Origin of the sequence: Methylibium sp. (genome assembly GCF_013817345.1) — a bacterium.
In the GTDB taxonomy this organism is placed as follows: domain Bacteria; phylum Pseudomonadota; class Gammaproteobacteria; order Burkholderiales; family Burkholderiaceae_C; genus Methylibium.
In genome coordinates this window covers 1-19,863 of the sequence record NZ_JACDCW010000027.1, presented here as the reverse complement: position 1 = coordinate 19,863, position 19,863 = coordinate 1, and the positions used below count along the sequence as shown (strand labels likewise).

At 67.4% G+C, this 19,863-nt stretch carries 23 protein-coding genes and 1 tRNA gene; 8 read left to right on the top strand and 16 right to left on the bottom strand.

Annotation, left to right across the window (positions count from 1 at the left end; translation table 11 throughout):
* The first annotated feature begins 22 nt into the window (after positions 1–22).
* Entirely contained in the window at positions 23–1,036 is a 1,014-nt protein-coding gene (locus tag H0W40_RS07295; RefSeq protein ID WP_292444808.1) for a tripartite tricarboxylate transporter substrate binding protein, read from the top strand.
* 56 nt (positions 1,037–1,092) lie between these two features.
* Positions 1,093–2,730 (top strand): thiamine pyrophosphate-binding protein, encoded by a 1,638-nt coding sequence (locus H0W40_RS07290; RefSeq protein ID WP_292444807.1) that lies wholly within the window; start codon positions 1,093–1,095, stop codon positions 2,728–2,730.
* 15 nt (positions 2,731–2,745) lie between these two features.
* Here the strand turns inward: H0W40_RS07290 and H0W40_RS07285 are convergent, their stop codons facing one another.
* From H0W40_RS07285 to H0W40_RS07250, 8 genes are all read right to left on the bottom strand, one after another.
* Positions 2,746–3,489: a sulfite exporter TauE/SafE family protein gene (locus tag H0W40_RS07285; RefSeq protein WP_292444806.1), complete on the bottom strand. Its 744-nt coding sequence runs from the start codon at positions 3,487–3,489 to the stop codon at positions 2,746–2,748.
* Positions 3,489–5,201: an FAD-binding protein gene (locus H0W40_RS07280; RefSeq protein WP_292444804.1), complete on the bottom strand. Its 1,713-nt coding sequence runs from the start codon at positions 5,199–5,201 to the stop codon at positions 3,489–3,491. The genes H0W40_RS07285 and H0W40_RS07280 overlap by 1 nt, the downstream gene beginning before the upstream one ends.
* Entirely contained in the window at positions 5,198–5,809 is a 612-nt protein-coding gene (locus H0W40_RS07275; protein ID WP_292444803.1) for a fumarate hydratase C-terminal domain-containing protein, read from the bottom strand. The genes H0W40_RS07280 and H0W40_RS07275 overlap by 4 nt, the downstream gene beginning before the upstream one ends.
* Before the next feature lie 14 nt (positions 5,810–5,823).
* Positions 5,824–6,699 carry a fumarate hydratase gene (locus H0W40_RS07270; protein ID WP_292444801.1) on the bottom strand — a complete coding sequence of 292 codons (876 nt, stop codon included), beginning with the start codon at positions 6,697–6,699 and terminating at the stop codon, positions 5,824–5,826.
* A 43-nt stretch (positions 6,700–6,742) separates the two neighbouring features.
* Positions 6,743–7,699, bottom strand: coding sequence for a tripartite tricarboxylate transporter substrate binding protein (locus H0W40_RS07265; protein WP_292444799.1), 957 nt, complete (start codon positions 7,697–7,699; stop codon positions 6,743–6,745).
* Between the two features lie 94 nt (positions 7,700–7,793).
* Positions 7,794–8,150, bottom strand: coding sequence for a succinate dehydrogenase, cytochrome b556 subunit (gene sdhC / locus H0W40_RS07260; protein WP_292444797.1), 357 nt, complete (start codon positions 8,148–8,150; stop codon positions 7,794–7,796).
* Positions 8,151–8,184: 34 nt separating this feature from the next.
* Positions 8,185–8,532: a succinate dehydrogenase gene (locus tag H0W40_RS07255; protein ID WP_292444795.1), complete on the bottom strand. Its 348-nt coding sequence runs from the start codon at positions 8,530–8,532 to the stop codon at positions 8,185–8,187.
* Between the two features lie 67 nt (positions 8,533–8,599).
* The gene (locus H0W40_RS07250; RefSeq protein ID WP_292444793.1) at positions 8,600–9,316 is read right to left on the bottom strand and encodes a 2Fe-2S iron-sulfur cluster-binding protein; all 717 of its coding nucleotides are present in this window, start codon (positions 9,314–9,316) and stop codon (positions 8,600–8,602) included.
* A gap of 249 nt (positions 9,317–9,565) precedes the next feature.
* Between H0W40_RS07250 and H0W40_RS07245 the strand changes: the two genes are divergently transcribed.
* Positions 9,566–10,477 carry a LysR family transcriptional regulator gene (locus tag H0W40_RS07245; protein ID WP_292444791.1) on the top strand — a complete coding sequence of 304 codons (912 nt, stop codon included), beginning with the start codon at positions 9,566–9,568 and terminating at the stop codon, positions 10,475–10,477.
* Positions 10,478–10,509: 32 nt separating this feature from the next.
* Here H0W40_RS07245 and H0W40_RS07240 read toward each other — a convergent pair whose 3' ends face one another.
* From H0W40_RS07240 to H0W40_RS07220, 5 genes are all read right to left on the bottom strand, one after another.
* Positions 10,510–10,758, bottom strand: a complete 249-nt coding sequence (locus H0W40_RS07240) for a DUF3297 family protein (RefSeq protein WP_292444789.1) — start codon at positions 10,756–10,758, stop codon at positions 10,510–10,512.
* A 223-nt stretch (positions 10,759–10,981) separates the two neighbouring features.
* Positions 10,982–11,072 (bottom strand) — tRNA-Ser (locus H0W40_RS07235).
* A 64-nt stretch (positions 11,073–11,136) separates the two neighbouring features.
* The gene (gene serS, locus H0W40_RS07230) at positions 11,137–12,513 is read right to left on the bottom strand and encodes a serine--tRNA ligase (protein WP_292444787.1); all 1,377 of its coding nucleotides are present in this window, start codon (positions 12,511–12,513) and stop codon (positions 11,137–11,139) included.
* A 4-nt stretch (positions 12,514–12,517) separates the two neighbouring features.
* Entirely contained in the window at positions 12,518–13,504 is a 987-nt protein-coding gene (gene ispH / locus H0W40_RS07225) for a 4-hydroxy-3-methylbut-2-enyl diphosphate reductase (RefSeq protein ID WP_292444784.1), read from the bottom strand.
* Positions 13,501–13,965: an FKBP-type peptidyl-prolyl cis-trans isomerase gene (locus H0W40_RS07220; protein ID WP_292444781.1), complete on the bottom strand. Its 465-nt coding sequence runs from the start codon at positions 13,963–13,965 to the stop codon at positions 13,501–13,503. Before H0W40_RS07220 ends, ispH begins: the two co-directional genes overlap by 4 nt.
* A gap of 165 nt (positions 13,966–14,130) precedes the next feature.
* On the opposite strand from H0W40_RS07220, the gene radC reads away from it, so the two are divergent.
* On the top strand, positions 14,131–14,805 hold the full coding sequence (gene radC / locus H0W40_RS07215) for a DNA repair protein RadC (RefSeq protein ID WP_292444779.1): 675 nt from the start codon (positions 14,131–14,133) through the stop codon (positions 14,803–14,805).
* On the top strand, positions 14,802–15,554 hold the full coding sequence (locus tag H0W40_RS07210) for a Smr/MutS family protein (protein ID WP_292444776.1): 753 nt from the start codon (positions 14,802–14,804) through the stop codon (positions 15,552–15,554). The genes radC and H0W40_RS07210 overlap by 4 nt, the downstream gene beginning before the upstream one ends.
* Before the next feature lie 94 nt (positions 15,555–15,648).
* Here H0W40_RS07210 and H0W40_RS07205 read toward each other — a convergent pair whose 3' ends face one another.
* Genes H0W40_RS07205 through H0W40_RS07195 form a run of 3 tightly spaced genes read right to left on the bottom strand, consistent with a single transcriptional unit; the run spans position 15,649 to position 17,675 of the window.
* Positions 15,649–16,071 (bottom strand): group II truncated hemoglobin, encoded by a 423-nt coding sequence (locus H0W40_RS07205; RefSeq protein WP_292444774.1) that lies wholly within the window; start codon positions 16,069–16,071, stop codon positions 15,649–15,651.
* A 49-nt stretch (positions 16,072–16,120) separates the two neighbouring features.
* Positions 16,121–16,912 carry a MinD/ParA family protein gene (locus H0W40_RS07200; RefSeq protein ID WP_292444771.1) on the bottom strand — a complete coding sequence of 264 codons (792 nt, stop codon included), beginning with the start codon at positions 16,910–16,912 and terminating at the stop codon, positions 16,121–16,123.
* Between the two features lie 16 nt (positions 16,913–16,928).
* Positions 16,929–17,675 (bottom strand): GGDEF domain-containing protein, encoded by a 747-nt coding sequence (locus H0W40_RS07195; RefSeq protein ID WP_292444768.1) that lies wholly within the window; start codon positions 17,673–17,675, stop codon positions 16,929–16,931.
* A gap of 231 nt (positions 17,676–17,906) precedes the next feature.
* On the opposite strand from H0W40_RS07195, the gene H0W40_RS07190 reads away from it, so the two are divergent.
* From H0W40_RS07190 to H0W40_RS07180, 3 genes are all read left to right on the top strand, one after another.
* Positions 17,907–18,740: a CheR family methyltransferase gene (locus tag H0W40_RS07190; protein WP_292444838.1), complete on the top strand. Its 834-nt coding sequence runs from the start codon at positions 17,907–17,909 to the stop codon at positions 18,738–18,740.
* 5 nt (positions 18,741–18,745) lie between these two features.
* A complete protein-coding gene (gene cheD / locus H0W40_RS07185) occupies positions 18,746–19,462 on the top strand; it encodes a chemoreceptor glutamine deamidase CheD (RefSeq protein ID WP_292444765.1) in 717 nt (238 codons plus the stop codon).
* Positions 19,463–19,490: 28 nt separating this feature from the next.
* On the top strand, positions 19,491–19,863 hold a 373-nt coding region (locus H0W40_RS07180; protein ID WP_292444762.1), incomplete at its 3' end, for a response regulator.

Here is a 19,863-nt window from a genome sequence, read left to right as displayed (position 1 = left end):
ATATTCACCTGGAGACAAAACCATGCAATACGGATCCCGACGCCTGATGTCCCGACTGTTCGCCGGCGCAGCGATCGCCGCGACGTTCTCGGTCAACACCACCGCCTTCGCGCAAAGCTCGTATCCCAACCGCCCCGTCACGCTGATCTCGCCCTACAGCACGGGCGGCGACGCCGACCTCGCCGCGCGCGGCCTGGCCGCTGCCGCACAGGACGTCCTCGGTCAAACGATCGTCGTGGTGAACAAGGTCGGCGCCAGCGGCGTGATCGGGTCCGCCCAGGTGGTCGCCGCCCCACCCGACGGCTACACGCTGCTGCTCGCGAGAACGGGATCGCAATCCATCCTGCCGGCCATCGAGCCGACCTCGACGAAGTACAAGTGGGACGACTACACCTTCATCGGCACGCTGGAGCTCAACCCCTACGGCTGCGTCGTCAATGCGAAGTCGCCTTACAAGAAGTTCGAGGACCTCGCCCAGGCCATCCGCACCAAAGGCAAGACGCTCAACTACGCCACGGCCGGCAGCCTGACGACGAACGACATGGGCCCGCGCCAGTTGTTCAGGTTGCTGAAGGTCACCGACCAGGTGCCGACGCAGATTCCCTACAAAGGCACAGGTGACACCACGATGTCGCTGATGGGCAACGAGACCGAATTCTCCTGCGGCAGCCTCGGGCCCTTCCTCAGCCTGATCAAGAGTGGTGAGCTGCGTGCGCTGATGGTCACCACCGCCGAGCGCATCGAGCCCTTGCCCGATGTGCCGACCGCCCGTGAACTCGGCTTCAAGGACATGGAGCTCATCGTCGGCTGGAGCGCCCTTTTCGGCCCGCCGGGATTGCCCGACGACGTGCGTGACAAGTGGGTGTCCGTGCTGAAGACCGTTTCGAAAGACCCGAAATGGCTGAAAAGCACCGCGCAAACGGGCTCCATCCCGTATGTGACGACGCCCGGCGAGACGAAGGAGTTCGCCCGCAAACAGCACGAGCTTTATCGGTCGCTGGGCGAGCAGCTCAATATCATCGACAGCAAGAAGTAGCCTGCGCGAGGCCGCGCAACCTGCGATTGCCAAGCCCCTTCAGACTGGAAAGCACAATGACCCGAGGCAAATTTCGAGGTGCCGATGCGTTGATGACATCGCTGGCCAGCATCGGCGTTCGGCAGATCTTCACCTTGTCGGGCAATCACATCATGCCGATGTTCGACGCCGCACTCGACGCGGGCCTGCGTCTGATCCACACGCGGCACGAGGCGGCGGCGGTACACATGGCCGATGCCTATGCGCGGTTGACCGGTGAGCCGGGCATCGCGATGGTGACCGGGGGACCGGGGCATGCAAATGCCGTGTCTGCGCTGTACACGGCGCAGATGTCGGAGTCCCCGGTCGTCCTGCTCTCCGGGCATGCGCCGATCAAGCAGATCGGCATGGGCGCCTTTCAGGAAATGCGGCAGGCCGACCTGGCGAGTCCGGTCACGAAGGCGAGCTGGACGAGCGAACGAACCGATGCGCTGGCAAGCGACCTCGCTCGGGCCGTGCGCACGGCCCTTTCGGGGCGTCCCGGGCCGGTGCACCTGAGCCTGCCCACCGACGTGATCGAAGCCGAGGCGCAATCCGCCGGCCTGCCCGACGCGGCGCAATCCAAGGCCACGGCAATGTCCCTCGATCCGAGCATCGCGGCTTCCATGCTGGAATGCCTTGGCGCGGCAAAGCGGCCTCTCGTTCTCGTGGGACCAGCCAGTCTCAGCAAAGAGAGCCGCCAACGCCTGGCCGCGTTGGAAGACGCGACCGGCATCCCGGTCATCGGCATGGAAAGCCCCCGCGGCATCCAGGACCCGAGTCTCGGCGCGTTCGCGGAGGTGCTCGCCCAGGCCGACTGCGTGCTGCTGTTGAGCAAGCGCCTGGACTTCACCCTGCGCTTCGGCCAGGCGCCGGCCTTGCACGCCGACTGCGTTTTTCTGCAGATCGATGCCGAGACCGAAGAACTCGATCGCACTCGCAGGGCGGTCGGCTCGCGGCTGGAAGGCGTCGCAGTCGCCGATGCCGCGTCGTCGATCGCCGCGCTGACCGGACTCGCATCGCGACAGCGTGTCGGCCCTTCCGCCTGGCGAGGCGAGGTCCGTGATGCGGTTGCTTTCAGACCGCCTAGCTGGACCGAGGCGTCGTCCGCCGAACCCGGCCGCATGCATCCCGTGCAGGCCTTGCGGCCTCTGCAAAGCCTGCTCGACAGGCATCCCGATGCCGTCTTCGTTTCCGATGGCGGCGAGATCGGCCAGTGGGCGCAGGCCTGCCTGAAAGCGCCGAACCGTGTCATCAACGGCGTAGCAGGTGCCATCGGTGCGGCGCTGCCGTTTGCGCTGGCCGCGCGCGTTGCAAAACCCGATGCACCGGTCGTCGCAGTGCTGGGGGACGGTACCTTCGGCTTCCATGCCGCAGAGATCGACACGGCTGTTCGCTACCAGCTCCCGTTTGTCGCTGTGGTCGGCAACGATGCTCGCTGGAACGCCGAATATCAGATCCAGCTTCGCGACTACGGTGCCCAGCGACTGGTCGGCTGCGACCTGCTTCCCACCCGGTACGACCTGGTCTCGGCCGGCTTCGGCGGCCATGGCGAACTCGTCACCGACCCGGGGCAGGTAGCGGCAGCGGCCCAGCGCGCGCTGCAAAGCAGGCTGCCCGCGTGTCTCAACCTCATGATCGAAGGCCTGCCTGCGCCCGCGGTCAGTCGGCGTTGAGCCGCCTGTTCTCCGCTACATCGACAACGCCCGCACGATGGCGCCTGCGCCGCCGAGCATCAGCACGACAAAGAGCGCCTGCTTGACGCGTGCGGGCGGCAGTACACCACGCAGCCTGCTGCCTGCGAACACACCCGCGGCGCAGGCCGGAAGCAGCCACAAGCCACTGAGCAGCAAGTGGTCCTGCTGCAGGAGCCCGACGCCGGCGAAGGCGGCGAGCCGGCACAGCGCGCTGATCAGGACGACCGCGGACATCGTCGCGCGAAGCGACCCGGCGTCCTGGATGCGGCGCGCCAGATAGATGGTGTAGATCGGCCCACCGGTGCCGAACAGTGCGCTGAAGACGCCACCGACAAGACCAGCCGGCACGACCCACAGCGTGCCGATGGCGTGGCGAGCCGGCGGCGCGACGAGGCTCCACGTCGCGGTCGCGAGCACGAAGACGCCCAGCGTGAGCAGCAGCCACCGGGCCTGCACGCCGACCAGCGCAATCGCGCCGATCGCTATGCCGATCAGCATGCATGGGAGCAGGCGAAGCAACTCCATGCGGGATATCTGCTTCCAGTTGCTCACGCCCACCGCCGACGTCGCCGCCAGGTCGAACAGCAGCACCAGCGGCACGGCGAAGCTCAGCGGAACGAACTGAACAAGGATCGGCACCGCGACGATCGAGGAGCCGAAGCCGGTGAGGCCGAACACCGTGTAGGCGAGGAACACGACGGCCGCCATGCCGACGTAGGCCGGCAGCGTCGGATCCATCAAATGAGGCTCTGGCCCGGCCTGATCTTCGTGAAGTGCACCGGCTCGTGGCGGACCTCGAGCTCCGCGCCCTGCCGGCGCACGGCAGTGAAGGTCGACGTTTCGAGGTCGCCGACCTCCGGGAAATCCTCGCGGAAATGCGCGCCGCGCGAATTCTCTCTGGCCAGTGCCGACACCGTGATGGCGCGGCTCACGTCGATCAGGCTCTTCAGATTGAGCCATTCGTGCCAGCTCACGTTGAACGTGCGGTCGTCCGCAGACACTCCGGTGCGCGCGAGTTCGGCGTCGAGTTCGATCAGCCTCGTTTGCGCGCGCCGCAGGCCCTGTTCGGTGCGCAGGATGCCGGCGTCTTCCCACATGCAGGCAAACAGCTCTTCGCGGATCGCTTCGGTACTGCCGGCCTTCTGCTGGAACGGCACTTCATGCGCGGTGATGCTCTGCCGGATGGCCACCTCGTCCGGCTCTCGCCAGCCGCCGTTGCGGCGGACCCACGCGGCCATCGTGTCGCCCGCGATGCCGCCGAAGACGGTGGAGTTGGCGACGCCGTTGCCGCCCAGCCGGTTGGCGCCATGCACCCCACCGGTGTCTTCGCCGGCGGCGAACAGGCCGGTGAGCGCGGTCGAGCAGTCGGGGCGAAACGCCACGCCGCCCATCAGGTAGTGAGCGGTTGGCACCACCTCCACCCGTCCGCCCGCCAGATCGAAACCGCAGTCGGCGCAGCGCTCGACCATGCCCTTGAACTGGCGGCGCACGTTGTCGGGGCCGAGGTGCGACATCTCGATGAAGACGCCGCCGTTGGGCGAGGTGCGGCCGGCGCGCATCTCGGTGAAGATCGAACGCGAGACGATGTCGCGCGTGGCGCGTTCGCCGCGTGCGTCGTAACGGGCCATGAAGCGTTCGCCACCGCCGTTGAGAAGGTAGCCGCCCGCACCGCGCAGGCCTTCTTCGAGCACAGTGCCCGTCATGCGCGTGCCAGAGCCGGCCAGCAGGCCGGTCGGGTGGAACTGCACCATCTCCATGTCGCGCAGCGACAGACCGGCACGCAGCGCCATCGCGAGGCCGTCGCAGCTCTTGTCGCCCGAGGGCGTGTGGTACCTGTACATGGTCGGGCCGCCGCCGGTGGCCAGCAGCACGGCCTTGGCTTGGACGAAGACGTATTCGCCGCTGCGAATGTCGATCATCAGTACGCCGGCGATGGCGCTGCCGTCGGCCGTGCGAACCAGCTCGATCGCCCGGTGTTCCTCGAGGCGCCCGATGCCGCGCGCCCAGACCTGCTCGGCGAGGCGGTTGATGATCTCGATGCCGGTCAGGTCGCCCTTGTGCACGGTGCGGTCGAAGGTCTGCCCGGCAAACGCTTTCTGGTGCACGGTGCCGTCGGGGTTGCGGTCGAAGAAGCAGCCGAGCTCGTTCTCGAGTTCGCGGATGCGCACGACCGCCTGCTCGACCAGCGTCCACGCGAGTTCCTGATCGGCGAGCCACTTGCTGCCCTCGATCGTGTCCATGAAATGGCGCTCGACCGAATCGCCTTCGGCCAGCGCGACGTTGTAGCCGCCCTGGACCATGCGCGTACAACCCGACTTGCCGAGCAGCCCCTTGACGGCCACCGTGACCGAGAGCGAGGGATCGGCGGCATGAGCATGCAGCGCTGCGAAGAGGCCCGCGCCGCCGGAGCCGAGGATCAGGACATCCGTCTGGATGCGCCGGTACTTCACGCCTTCACTCCCAGGCTCGCGAGCACCTGGGTTCGACGGTCCTTTGCGTCCTTCATGACAACGTCGTACAGGCTGTTGCCATGGCTGTCCATCGCCACCAGCAGCGGGCCGAAGTTGCGGATCCTGAAGCGCCACAGCGACTCCGGATTCAGGTCGTCCATGTCGACGTCCTCGATCTGTTCGATCCACGTCGTCTCCAGCGCCGCAGTGCCACCGACGATCGCCAGGTAGGCGCCGCCGATCTCGCGGAACGCGGCCAGCGTTTCGTCGCGCATGCCGCCCTTGCCGATGATGAGGCGGACGCCTTCGCGCGTCATCAGCGGGCGCGTGAAGCGCTCCATGCGGTCGGAGGTGGTGGTGCCGATGCACACCGGCGCATAGCCGGCCGGGTGCTCCGAACTTTCGGGCACGCGCTTGACGTTCGGCGCGGTGTGGATCACCGCATGGCCGCGCAGGTCGAAGCGCGTCCTGCGCCCGCGGTCGAACATGTGGATCTGCGTCGCGTCGCGGATGCCGAACAACGTGTGCTGCAGCGTGACCGTGTCGTCGACCTGCAGGCGCCTGACCTGCGCTTCATCGACCGGTGTCGTGAGTTCGTGGTGCGCCATGGCGGCCTGCTCCTTCAGAAGCCGTAGCTCACGCCGTCCGGCGTGAACGTGGCGCGCGCGCGACGCGCCGAATGGCACTGCATGTTCACGGCGATCGGATTCATCGTGATGTGCGTCCCGGCCAGTTCGATCTGTACCGCGAACGCGGTCGAGTCGCCACCGAGCCCCTGCGGCCCGACGCCGAGTTCGTTGACGGCCTTGGACAGTTGCGCTTCCAGCGCGGCGCCATCGGGATCGCTGCACACGCTGCCCAACTCGCGCGTTGCCGCGCGCTTGGCCAGCGCCACCGCGAGGTCCGAGGTGCCGCCCAGACCCACGCCGACGATCGTCGGCGGGCAGGTCTTGCCGCCGGCGGCGAGCACGCAGTCGATCACGAAGGCCTTGATCGCGTCGATGCCTTCGGCCGGGATCGCCATCTTCAGGAAGGAGTTGTTCTCCGAGCCGCTGCCCTTGGGGATCATTTCGATCTCGAGCCGGTCGGGCACGTCGATGAAGTCGATGTGGATCACCGGCACCTCGATGCCGCACGAGGTGTGCTCGTTCTTGCGCGTGAGCGGGTGCACGACCGACGAGCGCAGCGGGTACTCGCGCGTGGCGCGCTCGCAGCCGCGCCGCACCGCCTGCTTGAGCGCATGGCCGTCGAGCTCGATGCCGCGGCCGATCGCCACGTTGTAGATCGGCACACCGGTGTCCTGGCACAGCAGGTTGTCTGTGTCCTCGGCCACGCGGATGTTGGTCAGCATCGTGCCGAGCACGCGCTGGGCGGTCGGCGCCGTCTCGCTTGCGGCGAGACGGTCGAAGCCTTGCTTGATGTCCGGCGGCAGCACCTTCAGCGCGCGGATGTACAACTCCTTGGCTGCGTCCTCGACGCGCTGCAGATCGATCTTCAAGGTTTCGACTCCTCGTGGATGGCGGTGCTGCCGGACAGCAAACTCACTTCGTCTTCAGGTTCCGGTTCTTCACCACCTGCGCCCAGCGGACGGACTCGGTGTCCATCTGCTTGTCGAGTTGAGCCGGAGTGTTGCCGACCGGCACCATGCCGAGCACAAAAAGGCGTGCCTTGATCTCGGTGTTCCTCAACACCTCGGCGCTGTCGCGCTGCACCTTGGCAATCACTTCGGGCGGCGTGCCGGCCGGCGCGTACAAGCCGAACCAGCCGGTGTTCTCGAAACCCGGCAGGCCGCTCTCGGCCACCGTCGGCACATCGGGCAGCAGTTTCGAGCGTTCCTTGCCGGTGACCGCCAACGCACGCAGCCGGTCCGGGCCGAGGAGTGAAGCGGCGACGGCGATGTTGCCGACCATGAGCTGCGTCTGGCCACCGATCAGGTCCGTATAGGCCGGCGCTTCGCCCTTGTAGGGCACGTGCTGAATATCGATGCCGGCGGCATCGGCGAAGTTCTCCGCGGCCAGGTGCACCTGGCTGCCGACGCCCGCCGAACCGAAGCTCAAGGCACCGGGCTTGGCCTTCGCGGTCGCGATCAGATCCTTCATCGACTTGATGGGCGACTTGTCCTGCACGACGACGAGCATCGGGCCGCTGGCGATGTTGCTGATCGGCATCAGGTCCTTCTCGGTGTCGAACGGCATCTTCGCGTACAGATGCGGATTGATCGTGATGCTGCCGGAGGCCATCAGCAACGTGTAGCCGTCGCCCTGCGCCTTGGCGACGACATCGGAGCCGATATTGCCGCCGGCACCGGAACGGTTTTCCACCACCACCGTCTGGCCCCACTTGTCGGAGAGACGCTGCGCCAGCATGCGCGCGACCACGTCGGTGCTGCCGCCGGGCGCGAACGGCACGATCATCCTCACTTGCTTGGTCGGCCATGCGGTCTGCGCATGCAGCGGCGCAGCGAAGGGCAATGCAAGGCTGCAAGCGGCGACCAACATAAGCCGCTTCGAACGCGATCGCAATACAGGCGTGGATTTCATCGATCTGTCCTCTCCAAGGGTGCCGTACCGGGATGGCGCGGCTCGCCCGACATCATGTGACCAAGGCCAACGCAAACGCCATCCCGGTTGCTACCGAGAAACCCGCCGCGCCGGCGATCCAGTTCTTGCGCAAACCGCTCCAGGGCGTGAACTCGATCAGCAGCAGACGAACGCCGCCGACCATGTGCATCGACAGCAGCACGACCAGGCCCCACTCGGCAAACTCGAACAGCGGCATGTCCGCCAGGCGCAGCCAACGGTCGAACGCCGCGTGGCCATGCAGCGCCTGCGCCAACACCCAGAAATGCAGCGGCAGAAACAACGCCAGCAGCAGCCCCGAGACTCTGTGCACAACGAAAGCCCAGTACGCGGCATGGCCGCGGGCGCGTGCGTCGTTGGATCTTTTCATGCGAGCCGCCCGCTCGACGGGGACGACGGATGCCTCATGTCGCCACCACGGCGTACACCGCGCGCAGGCCGGTGACGAGGATCAGCAGCCCGAACAGCCTTGCGGCGAGCAGCGCACGCGCCGCCGGCCAGCGCAGCCATTCGACGGCAACATTGGCCAGCCCCGGCGGGACGTGCACCGCGCACGCGACGACGAACAACGCGTAGAAGGCGCCGAAACTCCAACTGCCCTGCGTGCGCCCCAGGATCTCGCTGCCGCTGAGGCCGCCGCGCACGGCGTAGATCATCACCGCCAGGTGCACCAGCACGCACACGGCGAGCATCATGGCGCTGATGCGCTGGAGGTACCAGCGGCGCGCCTCGGCGACAGCGTCGGTGCTCATCGAGCTTTCCCGCTCGCCGGCGACGTCGGGCAACCCGCGACGGAATACGCACCGGCCTGTGAGCGGCTCACAGTCTGCCCCGCACGGCGGCACGACCGACCACCCGCTTGAGCCCGGCGATGCCGGCAGTCGGCGAGATTTGCTTCGGGCAGTGCACGGTGCAGCTACCCTGCGTGTGGCAGGCGTGGCAGCCGGCGTCGCCGGCGACGGCCCGCAGCCGCTCGAGCTGCTGCGTGTCTCGCACATCGTTGACCAGCGTCCAGGCGCGGTTCAGCGCCGCCGGGCCGAGGTAGTCGGGCCGCGAGCTCACGACATCGCACGAGGCGTAGCAAACGCCGCAGCCGATGCATTCGACGCCCGCGTCGGCGGCCTTGCGCTCGGGCGAGTCCGGCTTCACCGGCTCGAAATCATCGGCACGGGTGCGCTTGCCCTTGAAGCTGCCCTTGGCTTTGGCCCACTTGTCGAAGAACTCGCTCATGTCGGTGACGAGGTCCTTGACGACCGGCAGGTTCGCCAGCGGAGCGATCTCGAGCTGGTCGCCTGTGACGACCTTGGCCACATGCGTGCGGCAGGTCCAACGTGCAACGCCGTTCACCGTCATCGCGCACGAGCCGCACATGCCGACACGGCAGGCGAATCGGTAGCCGAGCGAAGGCTCGAGATTGCGCTGGACGTAGGTGACGATGTCCAGCACGGTCTGGCTTTCCAGGCGCGGCACCTGATAGCTCGTGAACTCGCCCCGCTCCTTGCCTCGCCAGATCCTGACCGTGAGGTTCTTCGTCATCGACTGCGCTGTAGGCCCAACAAAGGAGCAATGATTGATGAGACAAAGCGAAATGAAAAGCGAATAAAACTTCGCTGAAAGACAAGGAATGCTTTACAAAGAGAGCCGGCCGCGGGAGTGTGAAAGCCTTGCGCAAGAGTCTCGAGGGGCGCGCAAACGCCTTGCGTGACGCTTGCCCCTCGCCCCTGCTCCTTGCCCCTGCTCCTTGCCCCTCACCCAGAGCCCGCCCTTTCAGGTGCCGAGTCCGCCGTGCCCTCGATTCGCGTCTTCAAGACTTTTCTGGCCGTCGCCAAGCACGGCAGCTTTGCTGCAGCCGGCATGGAGATCGGGCTGACGGCCGCCGGCGTCGGCCTGCAGATGCGCGCCCTGGAAGAAGACCTCGGGCAGGCGCTGTTCGATCGGGCCGGGCGCGGGGTCGTGCTCAACACCACCGGCCGGCTGGCGGTCGCGCCCATCACCGACCTCGTGCGCCGCTACGAAGCGCTCGCCACGGTCGACACCGACGGCTTGTCGGGTACCGTCGTGGTCGGCGCGCTGGTCTCGGCGCTGATGGGCGCGTTCGCCGATGCGCTGTGGGCGCTCAAGCGAGAGCACCCCGGGCTTGAAGTGAAGCTGTTTGCCGGCCTGTCGGCGGATTTCGCACCGAAGGTCGAGCGCGGAGAACTCGACGCCGCCGTCGTGACACAGCCTCCGCGCGCCCTGCCCACCGGCGTGAAGTGGACGCCGCTGTATTCGGAACCGATGATCCTGATCGTGCCGCGCCGGCCGCATTTCAAGATGGGCCTGCAGGCGCACGACACGCTTCGCCAGGCGCCCTACCTGCGTTTCGACCGCGACACCTGGACCGGCCAGCTCGTCGAGCAGGTGCTGTCGCGCGCCGGCGTCACGGTCAACGAAAGCCTCGAGCTCAATTCCGTGGAGGCCATCGTCGCACTCGTGCGGCAGGGCTTCGGCGTGTCGATCGTGCCGCAGCTCGACAACGTCGACTGGGATCACGACCGCGACCTGGAAGTCGTCCCCGTGCCCGGCAACCGCATCCAGCGCCACGTCGGCCTCATCGAGCGCACGAGCCATTCGCGCACGCGTTTCACCGAGGAGATCAAGCAGCACTTCAAGACGAGGGCGCCGCGCCATCGGCCGGGCGGCGGGCAGCGGCCGTGAGCTTCGGCGCAGCTGACGATGTACCGAAGCGTTCAGCGATAGAACGCTTCGACCTTGCCTTTCAGCGTGATCATCAATGGTTGACCCGCTCGGTTGCGAGTCTTGCCCGCCGGCACCTTCACCCAACCCTCGCTGACGCAGTACTCCTCGACATCCGAGCGCTCGTTTCCATTCAGGCGAATGCCGATGGCACGTTCGAAAACTGCAGCGACGTGATGAGGACTGCGCGGGTCCGTCGAAAGACGGTCGGGCAGTGATGGCGAGCAAGCTGCATCGTTCATGGAACATCTACCTTTGTCGTTAGCGTGTGTGCGTGGAGATTTTCGGGGATTTGCAGTCCCTGAACCCCACCCGATTCAGCGCCGATCGGAGCGGAATGGTGAACGGCGCAGCCCATTGGTCGGCGGCAGATGCGGCCCCACAAAAAAAATAGGTCGGAGACCGCTACGGCCAACAAAAAGGCCGCTCGGAAAGCGGCCTAAGTTGTTGTTTTCGCTGCAGGTTTGGCGGAGAGGGAGGGATTCGAACCCTCGGTGCGGGGATACCGCACGCCTGATTTCGAGTCAGGTACATTCGACCACTCTGCCACCTCTCCAGATGATAAAAACCGTGGTCTCGCCGGGTTCGGCGAAGCCGCGAAGTATAGGGGATCAGGGGGATCAGGCGCGCAGAACCTCGGTGCCCCCGAGGTAAGGCCGGAGCACCGCCGGCACAGCGATCGAACCATCGGCCTGCTGCCCGTTCTCCAGCACCGCGACCAGCGTACGGCCCACCGCCAGACCCGACCCGTTGAGCGTGTGCACCAGTTCGTTCTTCCCCGGCGCGGCCCGAAACCGCGTTTGCATGCGGCGCGCCTGGAAGGCCTCGCAGTTGGAGCACGAACTGATCTCGCGATAGGTGTTCTGCGCCGGCAGCCAGACCTCGAGGTCGTAGGTCTTGGCCGCCCCGAAGCCCATGTCGCCGCTGCACAGCAGCACCACGCGATAAGGCAGTTCGAGCTTCTTAAGGATCGCCTCGGCATGGCCCACCATCTGCTCGAGCGCCGCATCGCTGGTGTCAGGCGTTGTGATCTGGACCATCTCGACCTTGTCGAACTGGTGCTGGCGGATCATGCCGCGCGTGTCACGCCCGGCGCTGCCGGCCTCGGAGCGGAAGCACGGGCTGTGAGCGGTGAGCCTGATCGGCAGTTGCGCCGCGTCGAGCACCTGCTCGCGCACGCTGTTGGTGAGCGAAACCTCCGACGTTGGTATCAGATAGAACTTCTCGGAATTCAGGACGCTGCCGATGTCCTTGATCGCCTGCACTGGCTCACCGCTCCCGAGCGCAGCCAGTTCGCGCAGCCGGAACATTGAACGCGAAACGGCAAACAGGTCCTCCTCGAATTTCGGCAGTTGCCCAGTGCCAATCAAGGATTCCGCGTTGACGATGTACGGCGTATAGCACTCGGTGTATCCGTGCTCCTCGGTCTGCACGTCGAGCATGAAAGCGGCCAGCGCGCGGTGCAGCCGCGCGATCGGCCCGCGCAGGAAGGAAAAGCGCGCGCCGGACAGCTTGGCCGCGGTGTCGAAATCCAGACCCAGCGGCGCGCCCAGCTCGACGTGGTCCCGGGGCGGGAAGTCGAAGCGGCGGGGCGCGTCGCCCTGCGGGCTCCAGCGCCGCACCTCGACGTTGCCGGCCTCGTCGGCGCCGACCGGCACGCTCGGCTGCGGCAGGTTGGGCAGGGCCATCAGCAGTGCGTGCAGGTCGGTCTGGATCGCCTCCAGCCGCTCGGCGCCCGTCTTCAGCGCATCCGCAAGGCCGGCCACTTCGGCCATCACCGAAGCCGTGTCCTCGCCCTTGGCCTTGAGCTGCCCGATCTGCTTGGAAAGCTGGTTGCGCCGCGCCTGCAGCTCTTCGGTGCGGGTCTGGAGGGCCTTGCGTTCGGCCTCCAGCGAGGTGAATCGCTCCACGTCGAGAAAAGGCTGCGGCGACTGGCGCGCCTGCAGGCGGGCGACGACGCCGTCGAGGTCTTTGCGCAGCAAGGTGATATCGAGCATGGCGTTATTCGAAGCCTCGCATCGACTTGTCGCCCAGGCCCAAAGGCAGCGGGAACTGCACGTTCTCCTGAACGCCTGTCAGCTTGCGCACCGACACCGCACCGAGCGCGCGCAGCCGATCGATCACCTGCTGCACCAGCAGCTCGGGCGCGGAAGCGCCTGCGGTCAGGCCCACGCGGCCGTGGCCGTCGAACCACTGGGGCTGCAGCTCTTCCGCCGAATCGATCATGTAGGCCGGGGTGCCGAGCCGCTCGGCCAGCTCGCGCAGGCGGGTGCTGTTGGAGCTGGTCGGGCTGCCCACGACCACCAGCACGTCGACCTTCGGCGCCAGCACCTTGACGGCGTCCTGGCGGTTTTGCGTGGCGTAGCAGATGTCCTGCTGCTTGGGCTCGCGCACCTGCGGGAAACGCTTTTTCACGGCGGCCAGAATCTCGGCGGCGTCGTCCACCGACAGAGTGGTCTGCGTCACCACCGCCAGCCGCTCGGGCTGACCGATCTGCAGGCGCTCGACATCCTGCACGTCTTCAACGAGGTGAATGCCTTCCGAGAGCTGACCCATCGTGCCCTCGACCTCGGGGTGGCCCTTGTGGCCGATCATGATGAAGTCGAAGCCTTCCTTGTGCAGCTTGGCCACTTCCACGTGCACCTTGGTCACCAGCGGGCAGGTCGCGTCGAACACCGAGAAGCCGCGCGCCTTGGCTTCGTCGCGCACCGCGCGGCTCACGCCATGAGCGCTGAAGACGAGCGTCGCACCGGGCGGCACGTCGGACAGGTCCTCGATGAAGATGGCGCCCTTGGTCTTGAGGTCGTTGACGACGTAGGTGTTGTGCACGATCTCGTGGCGCACGTAGATGGGCGCGCCGAACTTGCGAATGGCGCGCTCGACGATCTCGATCGCGCGGTCCACGCCGGCGCAAAAGCCGCGCGGCTCGGCCAGCAGCACATCGGTCACGCCGCCTTGTTCTTCGCCGCTTGTTCGTTCCAGGCTCATTCGAGCACCCCGATCACATGCACCTCGAAGGAAAGCGGCCGGCCGGCCAGCGGATGGTTGAAGTCGAACAGCGCCCAATCTTCGTCCTGCGGGCCCAGCTCGCGCAGCACGCCGGCGAAGCGCCCCTCTCCGCTGGGCGTGGGGAACTGCACCACATCGCCCACGCTGTAGGTCTCGTTCGGGTCGCCGTGTTCGCGCAGCACTGCCAGCGCCACGCGCTGCAGCAGCTCGGGATTGCGCTCGCCGAAGGCTTCGCCCGGCGCAAGCTCGAAGCGCGCGCGGGCGCCCTCGGTCAAGCCCAGCAGGCGCTGCTCCATGGCAGGCGCCAGCTCGCCTGAACCGAGCGACAAGGTGGCGGGGTTGTCGCCAAAGGTGTTGATGAGGTCCGCGCCATCGGGGCCGGCGAGCCGGTAGTGCAAGGTCAGAAAAGACCCCGAGCGAACCTGTTGAAGCTGTTCCAAGGGCAGCGCTTTCGCTTCGATAGACTGCAGCGATTGTAGTTTTTGCGTTCCGCCCCTCGCGGGGCACCGGCTTGCCAGAAACGCCGCTCCGCTTTCCCGGGTCGGCCACCGGCCGGCGGGCCGAAGCGCCGCGTCCGCGCCCTGCCTCACCCGAGCCCTCCCGCCATGTCGTTCGATCAGCTGCCCCTCGAGGCGCGCCCCAGAGAAAAGCTGCTCGCCCGCGGGCCGGCAGCGCTGGCCGATGCCGAACTGCTGGCGTTGCTGCTGCGCACCGGCACGGCGGGGCAAGACGTGCTGCAGATGGCCCAGGCCCTGCTCGATCAGTTCGGCGGTCTCGGCGGCCTGATGGCGGCCGAGCCGCAGGCACTGCTGCGCGTGCGGGGGCTCGGCCCGGCCAAGCGCGCCGAGCTGGCCGCCGTGCTGGAGATCGCGCGCCGCACGCTGGTCGAGCGGTTGAGTACAGCGCCGGTGTTCGATGCGCCGCAGACGGTCAAGGACTACCTGCGGCTTCAGCTCGCCGGCTTGCAGCACGAAGTGTTCGCGGTGCTTTTTCTCGACAGCCAGCAGCGGCTGCTCGCCTTCGAAGAGTTGTTCCGCGGCACGCTGTCGCAGGCCAGCGTGTATCCGCGTGAGGTGGTCAAGCGCGCCCTTGCGCTCAACGCTGCAGCTGCCATCCTGGCGCACAACCACCCTTCAGGCGTGGCCGAGCCCTCGCGGGCCGACGACGTGCTCACGCAGACGCTCAAGGCCGCATTGGCGCTGGTGGACGTGCGCGTGCTCGACCACTTCGTCGTCTCGCGCGGCGGCGTGGTGTCGTTTGCCGAGCGGGGCTTGCTGTGAACGCACCGCCCTTGCGCCGTCGAGGCCCGAGGTCCCGCGCGAGCGAGCGTGAGCGCCCCGCCGCCCCGTCCACCGGCCTGCATGGGCTGGGCTCGCTCAAGCGCCAGCTCGACGAGGCGGCGCGCGAAAGCAAGCTGCGTGAAGCACAGCAGCTTGCCCGCGAAATGGCGCTGCGCCGCGAGCGCGATCTGTTCGTGCACAGCGTCGGCCCGGTCACGCCGCTCAAGGCCGCGGCCCGCGCGGCGATGGCCCGCCCACGGCCCGAGCCGGTGCCGGTGCAGCGCCAGCGCGACGAGGCCGCGGTGCTGCGCGAGGCGCTGTCCGACGACTTCGACGTCGAATCACTGCTCGATACCGATGAGGCACTGTCCTTTCGCCGCGACGGTGTCGGCATCGACGTGGTGAAAAAACTGCGCCGCGGCGGCTGGACGATCCAGGCCCAGCTCGACCTGCACGGCCTGCGCCGTGACGAAGCCCGCGAGCGCCTGGCCGGCTTCCTGCGCGACGCGGCCCGACACGGCCTGCGCTGCGTGCGCGTGGTGCACGGCAAGGGCAACGGCTCGCCGGGTCGTCAGGCGGTGCTCAAGGGCAAGGTGCGGAGTTGGCTGGTGCAAAAGAGCGAGGTGCTCGCTTTCGTTCAGGCGCGGGGTTCGGAGGGCGGCGCAGGGGCATTGGTAGTGCTGCTGGGCGACGGCTCCAAGCCTGCCAACTCTCCTTCTCCCTCTCCCTCTGGGAGAGGGTTGGGGTGAGGGCCGGCCGAAACTGATGCGACTTCCGGGCTGCCGAAGACGGCCCGGCTGGCCCTCACCCTGCCCTCTCCCAGAGGGAGAGGGGAAACACCAGCTAAACGCCCTGGTTTCTCATCCAGTCCGCGGTGTTGGCGAGCGATGCCTTCAGCCGCTCGGCGAGCACCGCATCGACCCCGCATTCCTGCATCGCCTGCGCCATGCAGGCCAGCCACTGATCGCGCTCGCGCACGCCAATGGCATACGGAAGATGCCGCGCGCGCAGCCGCGGATGGCCGTGGCGCTCGACGAAGAGGTCCGGCCCGCCGAGCCAGCCGCTCAGGAACATGAAGAGTTTGTCGCGCGAGCCTTCGGTCGTGCTTGGATGCAGCGCGCGCAGTTCGCGCAAGCCGGGCTCCAGGTCCATCAGGTCGTAGAAGCGATCGACCAGGGCGCGCAGCGCGGCTTCGCCGCCGAGTTGCGCATACGGTGTGTCGCTGGCGTCGGCTCGCAGGCGAGGGTCGGGAAGAATCGCGGACATGGCAATGAACAGGTGAGGACGCGGCTTGCGCTTGCAAGCGATCGGACGATCAGGGACTCAAACGCGCCGCCAGCGCAACGATCGCCTGTGCCGCCGGTGAGCCGGGCAGCGTCTCGACGACGAGCTGGCGTTTCTTGACCGCTTCGCGCACGGCGATGTCGTAAGGCACGTCGCCGAGCAGGTTGATGCGCACCGGCGCCTCGACCGACGGGCTCACGAAACGGTCCACGACTTGCTGAAGCTGCGTTGCCACGCCGCGGCCGTCGCCGCCGCGCGCCACTTGGTTGACCACCAGGCGCAGCTCACGGCGCGACTGCTGCAAGGCCAGCACCTTGATCGTTGCGTAGGCGTCGGTCATGGAGGTGGGCTCGGGAGTGGCCACGATGAGCACCTCGTCGGCCAGCGAGACGGTGTAGAGCACCACTTCGGAGATGCCCGCGCCGGTGTCGAGCAGCACCATGTCGAAGCGCGGCTTCACTTCTTCGATCACGCCCAGCAAGCGCTCGCGCACCTCCGGCGTGAGCCGCGAATACTCGACCAGCCCCGAGCCGGCCAGCAGCACCGAAAAGCCGCCCGGCGCCGACAGCACCGCCTGCTCCAGCGTGGCTGTGCCGGTGAACACGTCATGCAGCGTGACCTTCGGGTGCAGGTTGAGCACCACGTCGAGGTTGGCCAGACCGAGGTCGGCGTCGAGCACCAGCACTTTCAGCCCGCGCCGGGACAGGGCGGCGGCGAGGTTGGCCGAGAAGAAGGTCTTGCCGACGCCGCCCTTGCCGCTGGTCACGGCGAGGATGCGCGCGCGCGAAGCGGCGGGATTTACAGGAGAGGCGGGCGCGTTCATGGCGACGGGTCGCTGGTTAGGGCTGGCTAGCGGACTGAAGCGCGTTGGGGCCATCCAATGAGGCAAAGGCGCTGACAGCGAACAGCAGGCTTTTTTCTTCGGCGCTCACTTGCGACACCGCGGCCGGCTCGAGACAACTGCGGTTGCGGCCCTCGGCCTTGGCGCGGTAGAGCTGCGCGTCGGCGCGCTGCATCCACAGCTTTGCCGACGATCGCACCCAGGGCGGCGCAAACGCCCCGCCGGCGCTGAGCGTGACGCTCAATGCCGTGGCGGCACCGTCCCGGATGACATGCGACTCGACGGTGCGGCGCATGCGCTCGGCAACCGCTGCCCCGAAAAGCGGCGGGCAGCTCGGCAGCACGATGGCGAACTCCTCGCCGCCGTAGCGCACCAGCGTGTCCATCGGCCGCACGCACTGCTGCAGGCAGGCCGCCACGGCTTGCAGCACCAGGTCGCCCACGGCGTGGCCATAGGTGTCGTTGACGCGCTTGAAGTGATCGATGTCGAGGAGGAGCACCAGGGCCGATTCGCCCGAGCGCGCCACGCGGTCGGCCTCGCGCTCGAGCGTCATTTCCAGTTGGCGGCGGTTGGCCAGGCCGGTGAGTGCGTCGCGGCTGGAAAGATCGCACAGCGCATCGATCACCTGCTGCAGCCAGACGTTATCGCGCGGCCCGGGCGCGGGGGCACGCCCCGCGCGGCGCAGGAGTTGCAGCGCGGCCTCCAGCTGGAGGCCCTCAGGCGAATTGGGACGGGGCAGGCTCAAGATCGCCGCAGTCTAGCGGTGCCCGCCCGCCGCCAGACGGGGAACTGGCCGCGATCCGCCTGCTTTCTCGCGGGCTCCGAACATCCCGTGGACGGCCAAACTGCCGGCGAACCTCACCACGAACCACGAACCGTGCCGCCTCCGCGGCAGCGGCCGATCGTTCGACCTGTCCGAGCCCCCTTGCCGATGAGCGCCGCGCTGTCTCCCGTTTTGCTCGAACCCTATGCCGCGATGGCCGCGCCGGCCGCACCCGATCGCGAGTTCAGCTTCGATCGCCCCGACTTCGAGCGTGTGCGAGAGCTGATCTACCAGCGTGCCGGCATCAGCCTGCAGCCCGGCAAGCAGGCGATGGTGTACAGCCGCCTCTCACGGCGCCTGCGCGAGACGGGCCACCGCTCGTTCGCCGAGTACCTTGCGCAGTTGGAGCGCGGCGGCGCGGGTGAAGCCGAATGGCAGGAGTTCGTCAACTGCCTGACCACCAACCTGACGAGCTTCTTCCGCGAGGAGCATCACTTCCCGCTGCTCGCCCAGGCGCTGCAGCAGCGGCGCGGCAAGCCGCTGCGGATGTGGTGCAACGCCGCTTCCACCGGCGAAGAGCCCTACTCGCTGGCCATGACGGTGGCCGAGACGCTCGGCGAGCAGGCCGGCGTGAAGATTCTTGCGAGCGACATCGACACCAAGGTGCTCGCCGCCGCCAGCCGCGGCGTCTACGACGCCGACGCGCGCGGCCTGACGCCCGAGCGGCTCAAGGCGCACTTCCTGCGCGGCATGGGTGCGAACGCGGGCGCCATCCGCGTCAAGCCCGAGCTGCAGCGGCTCATCGAGTTCCGCAGCTTCAATTTGATGTCGCCGAGCTGGTCGCTCGGCGAGCCCTTCGACATCGTGTTCTGCCGCAACGTGATGATCTATTTCGACGCTGCCACGCAACGACGCGTGCTCGACAGCATGCACCGCGCCATGAAGCCGGGCGGACTGCTCTTCGTCGGCCACTCCGAAAATTTCACCGACATGCGCGAGCTGTTCCGCCTGCGCGGCAAGACGGTTTACGAGCGCGTCGGCGGCTGACCATCATGTCGATGCCAAGCCGCAGCCGCACGGCGCCCCTCCCCCGCGCGAACGGCGCCTCGTCTGGGCGCCCGCCCGTGCCTTTCGCGCGCGACGCGTCGCAGCTGGAGCGGCTCAAGGCCGCGCCGCGCAAACCGGGCGAAGCGTCGTTCTTCTTCTTCGAGCCGCACTTCGGGGCCGACGCGGTCAAGGTGCTGCCCGGCGAATACTTCGTGCACGACCAGGACCTGGCGATCCTGACCACCCTGGGCTCGTGCATCGCCGCATGCCTGTGGGACCGCGAGCGCCGCATCGGCGGCCTCAACCACTTCATGCTGCCCGAGCTGGGCGCCACCGCCACCGGCCTCGATTCGGGCCGCTACGGCTCCTACGCAATGGAGCTGCTGATCAACGAGCTGCTCAAACGCGGTGCCAGCCGCCTGACCCTCGAGGCCAAGGTGTTCGGCGGCGGCGCCGTGATTTCCGGCATGGAAAGCCTCAACGTCGGCGAGCGCAACACCACCTTCGTGCTCGACTATCTGAAGACCGAGCGGATCCCCGTGGTGAGCATGGACGTTCTCGACATCTATCCGCGCAAGGTCTGCTTCTTTCCGGCCAGCGGCAAGGCGATGGTGAAACGCCTGGCGGCGAGCAACCCCGAGGCGCTGGTCGCGCAGGATCGCGCGGCCGCCCGCAAGCCCTTGCCTGCTGCCAGCGGCGCAGGCTCGGTCGAACTTTTCTGAGAACCCGAACCAGCGACAAGGGCGCAGCATGATCAAGACGCGTGTAGTGGTGGTGGATGATTCGGCGCTGGTGCGCAGCCTGCTCGGCGAGATCATCAACCGCCAGCCCGACATGGTCTGCGTCGGCGCAGCTGCAGACCCGTTCATCGCGCGCGAGATGATCCGCAGCCTCGACCCCGACGTCATCACGCTCGACATCGAGATGCCCCGCATGGACGGCATCGACTTCCTCGGCAAGCTGATGCGCCTGCGGCCCATGCCCGTGGTGATGGTTTCCACGCTCACCGAGCGCGGCGCGGAAGTCACGCTCAAGGCGCTGGAGCTCGGCGCGGTCGATTTCGTGGCCAAGCCCAAGATCGGCGTGGCCGACGGCCTGCGCCAGCTCGGCCAGGACATCACCG

What these genes read in the sequence shown, in the direction of transcription:
- H0W40_RS07285 (WP_292444806.1), bottom strand. Translation starts at nt 3,489, where the DNA reads ATGGATCCGACGCTGCCGGCCTACGTCGGCATGGCGGCCGTCGTGTTC.
- H0W40_RS07250 (WP_292444793.1), bottom strand. Translation starts at nt 9,316, where the DNA reads ATGACGAAGAACCTCACGGTCAGGATCTGGCGAGGCAAGGAGCGGGGC.
- sdhC (WP_292444797.1), bottom strand. Translation starts at nt 8,150, where the DNA reads ATGAAAAGATCCAACGACGCACGCGCCCGCGGCCATGCCGCGTACTGG.
- H0W40_RS07275 (WP_292444803.1), bottom strand. Translation starts at nt 5,809, where the DNA reads ATGGCGCACCACGAACTCACGACACCGGTCGATGAAGCGCAGGTCAGG.
- radC (WP_292444779.1), top strand. Translation starts at nt 14,131, where the DNA reads ATGTCGTTCGATCAGCTGCCCCTCGAGGCGCGCCCCAGAGAAAAGCTG.
- H0W40_RS07240 (WP_292444789.1), bottom strand. Translation starts at nt 10,758, where the DNA reads ATGAACGATGCAGCTTGCTCGCCATCACTGCCCGACCGTCTTTCGACG.
- cheD (WP_292444765.1), top strand. Translation starts at nt 18,746, where the DNA reads ATGTCGATGCCAAGCCGCAGCCGCACGGCGCCCCTCCCCCGCGCGAAC.
- H0W40_RS07265 (WP_292444799.1), bottom strand. Translation starts at nt 7,699, where the DNA reads ATGTTGGTCGCCGCTTGCAGCCTTGCATTGCCCTTCGCTGCGCCGCTG.
- serS (WP_292444787.1), bottom strand. Translation starts at nt 12,513, where the DNA reads ATGCTCGATATCACCTTGCTGCGCAAAGACCTCGACGGCGTCGTCGCC.
- H0W40_RS07295 (WP_292444808.1), top strand. Translation starts at nt 23, where the DNA reads ATGCAATACGGATCCCGACGCCTGATGTCCCGACTGTTCGCCGGCGCA.
- H0W40_RS07190 (WP_292444838.1), top strand. Translation starts at nt 17,907, where the DNA reads ATGGCCGCGCCGGCCGCACCCGATCGCGAGTTCAGCTTCGATCGCCCC.
- H0W40_RS07290 (WP_292444807.1), top strand. Translation starts at nt 1,093, where the DNA reads ATGACCCGAGGCAAATTTCGAGGTGCCGATGCGTTGATGACATCGCTG.
- H0W40_RS07255 (WP_292444795.1), bottom strand. Translation starts at nt 8,532, where the DNA reads ATGAGCACCGACGCTGTCGCCGAGGCGCGCCGCTGGTACCTCCAGCGC.
- ispH (WP_292444784.1), bottom strand. Translation starts at nt 13,504, where the DNA reads ATGAGCCTGGAACGAACAAGCGGCGAAGAACAAGGCGGCGTGACCGAT.
- H0W40_RS07205 (WP_292444774.1), bottom strand. Translation starts at nt 16,071, where the DNA reads ATGTCCGCGATTCTTCCCGACCCTCGCCTGCGAGCCGACGCCAGCGAC.
- H0W40_RS07200 (WP_292444771.1), bottom strand. Translation starts at nt 16,912, where the DNA reads ATGAACGCGCCCGCCTCTCCTGTAAATCCCGCCGCTTCGCGCGCGCGC.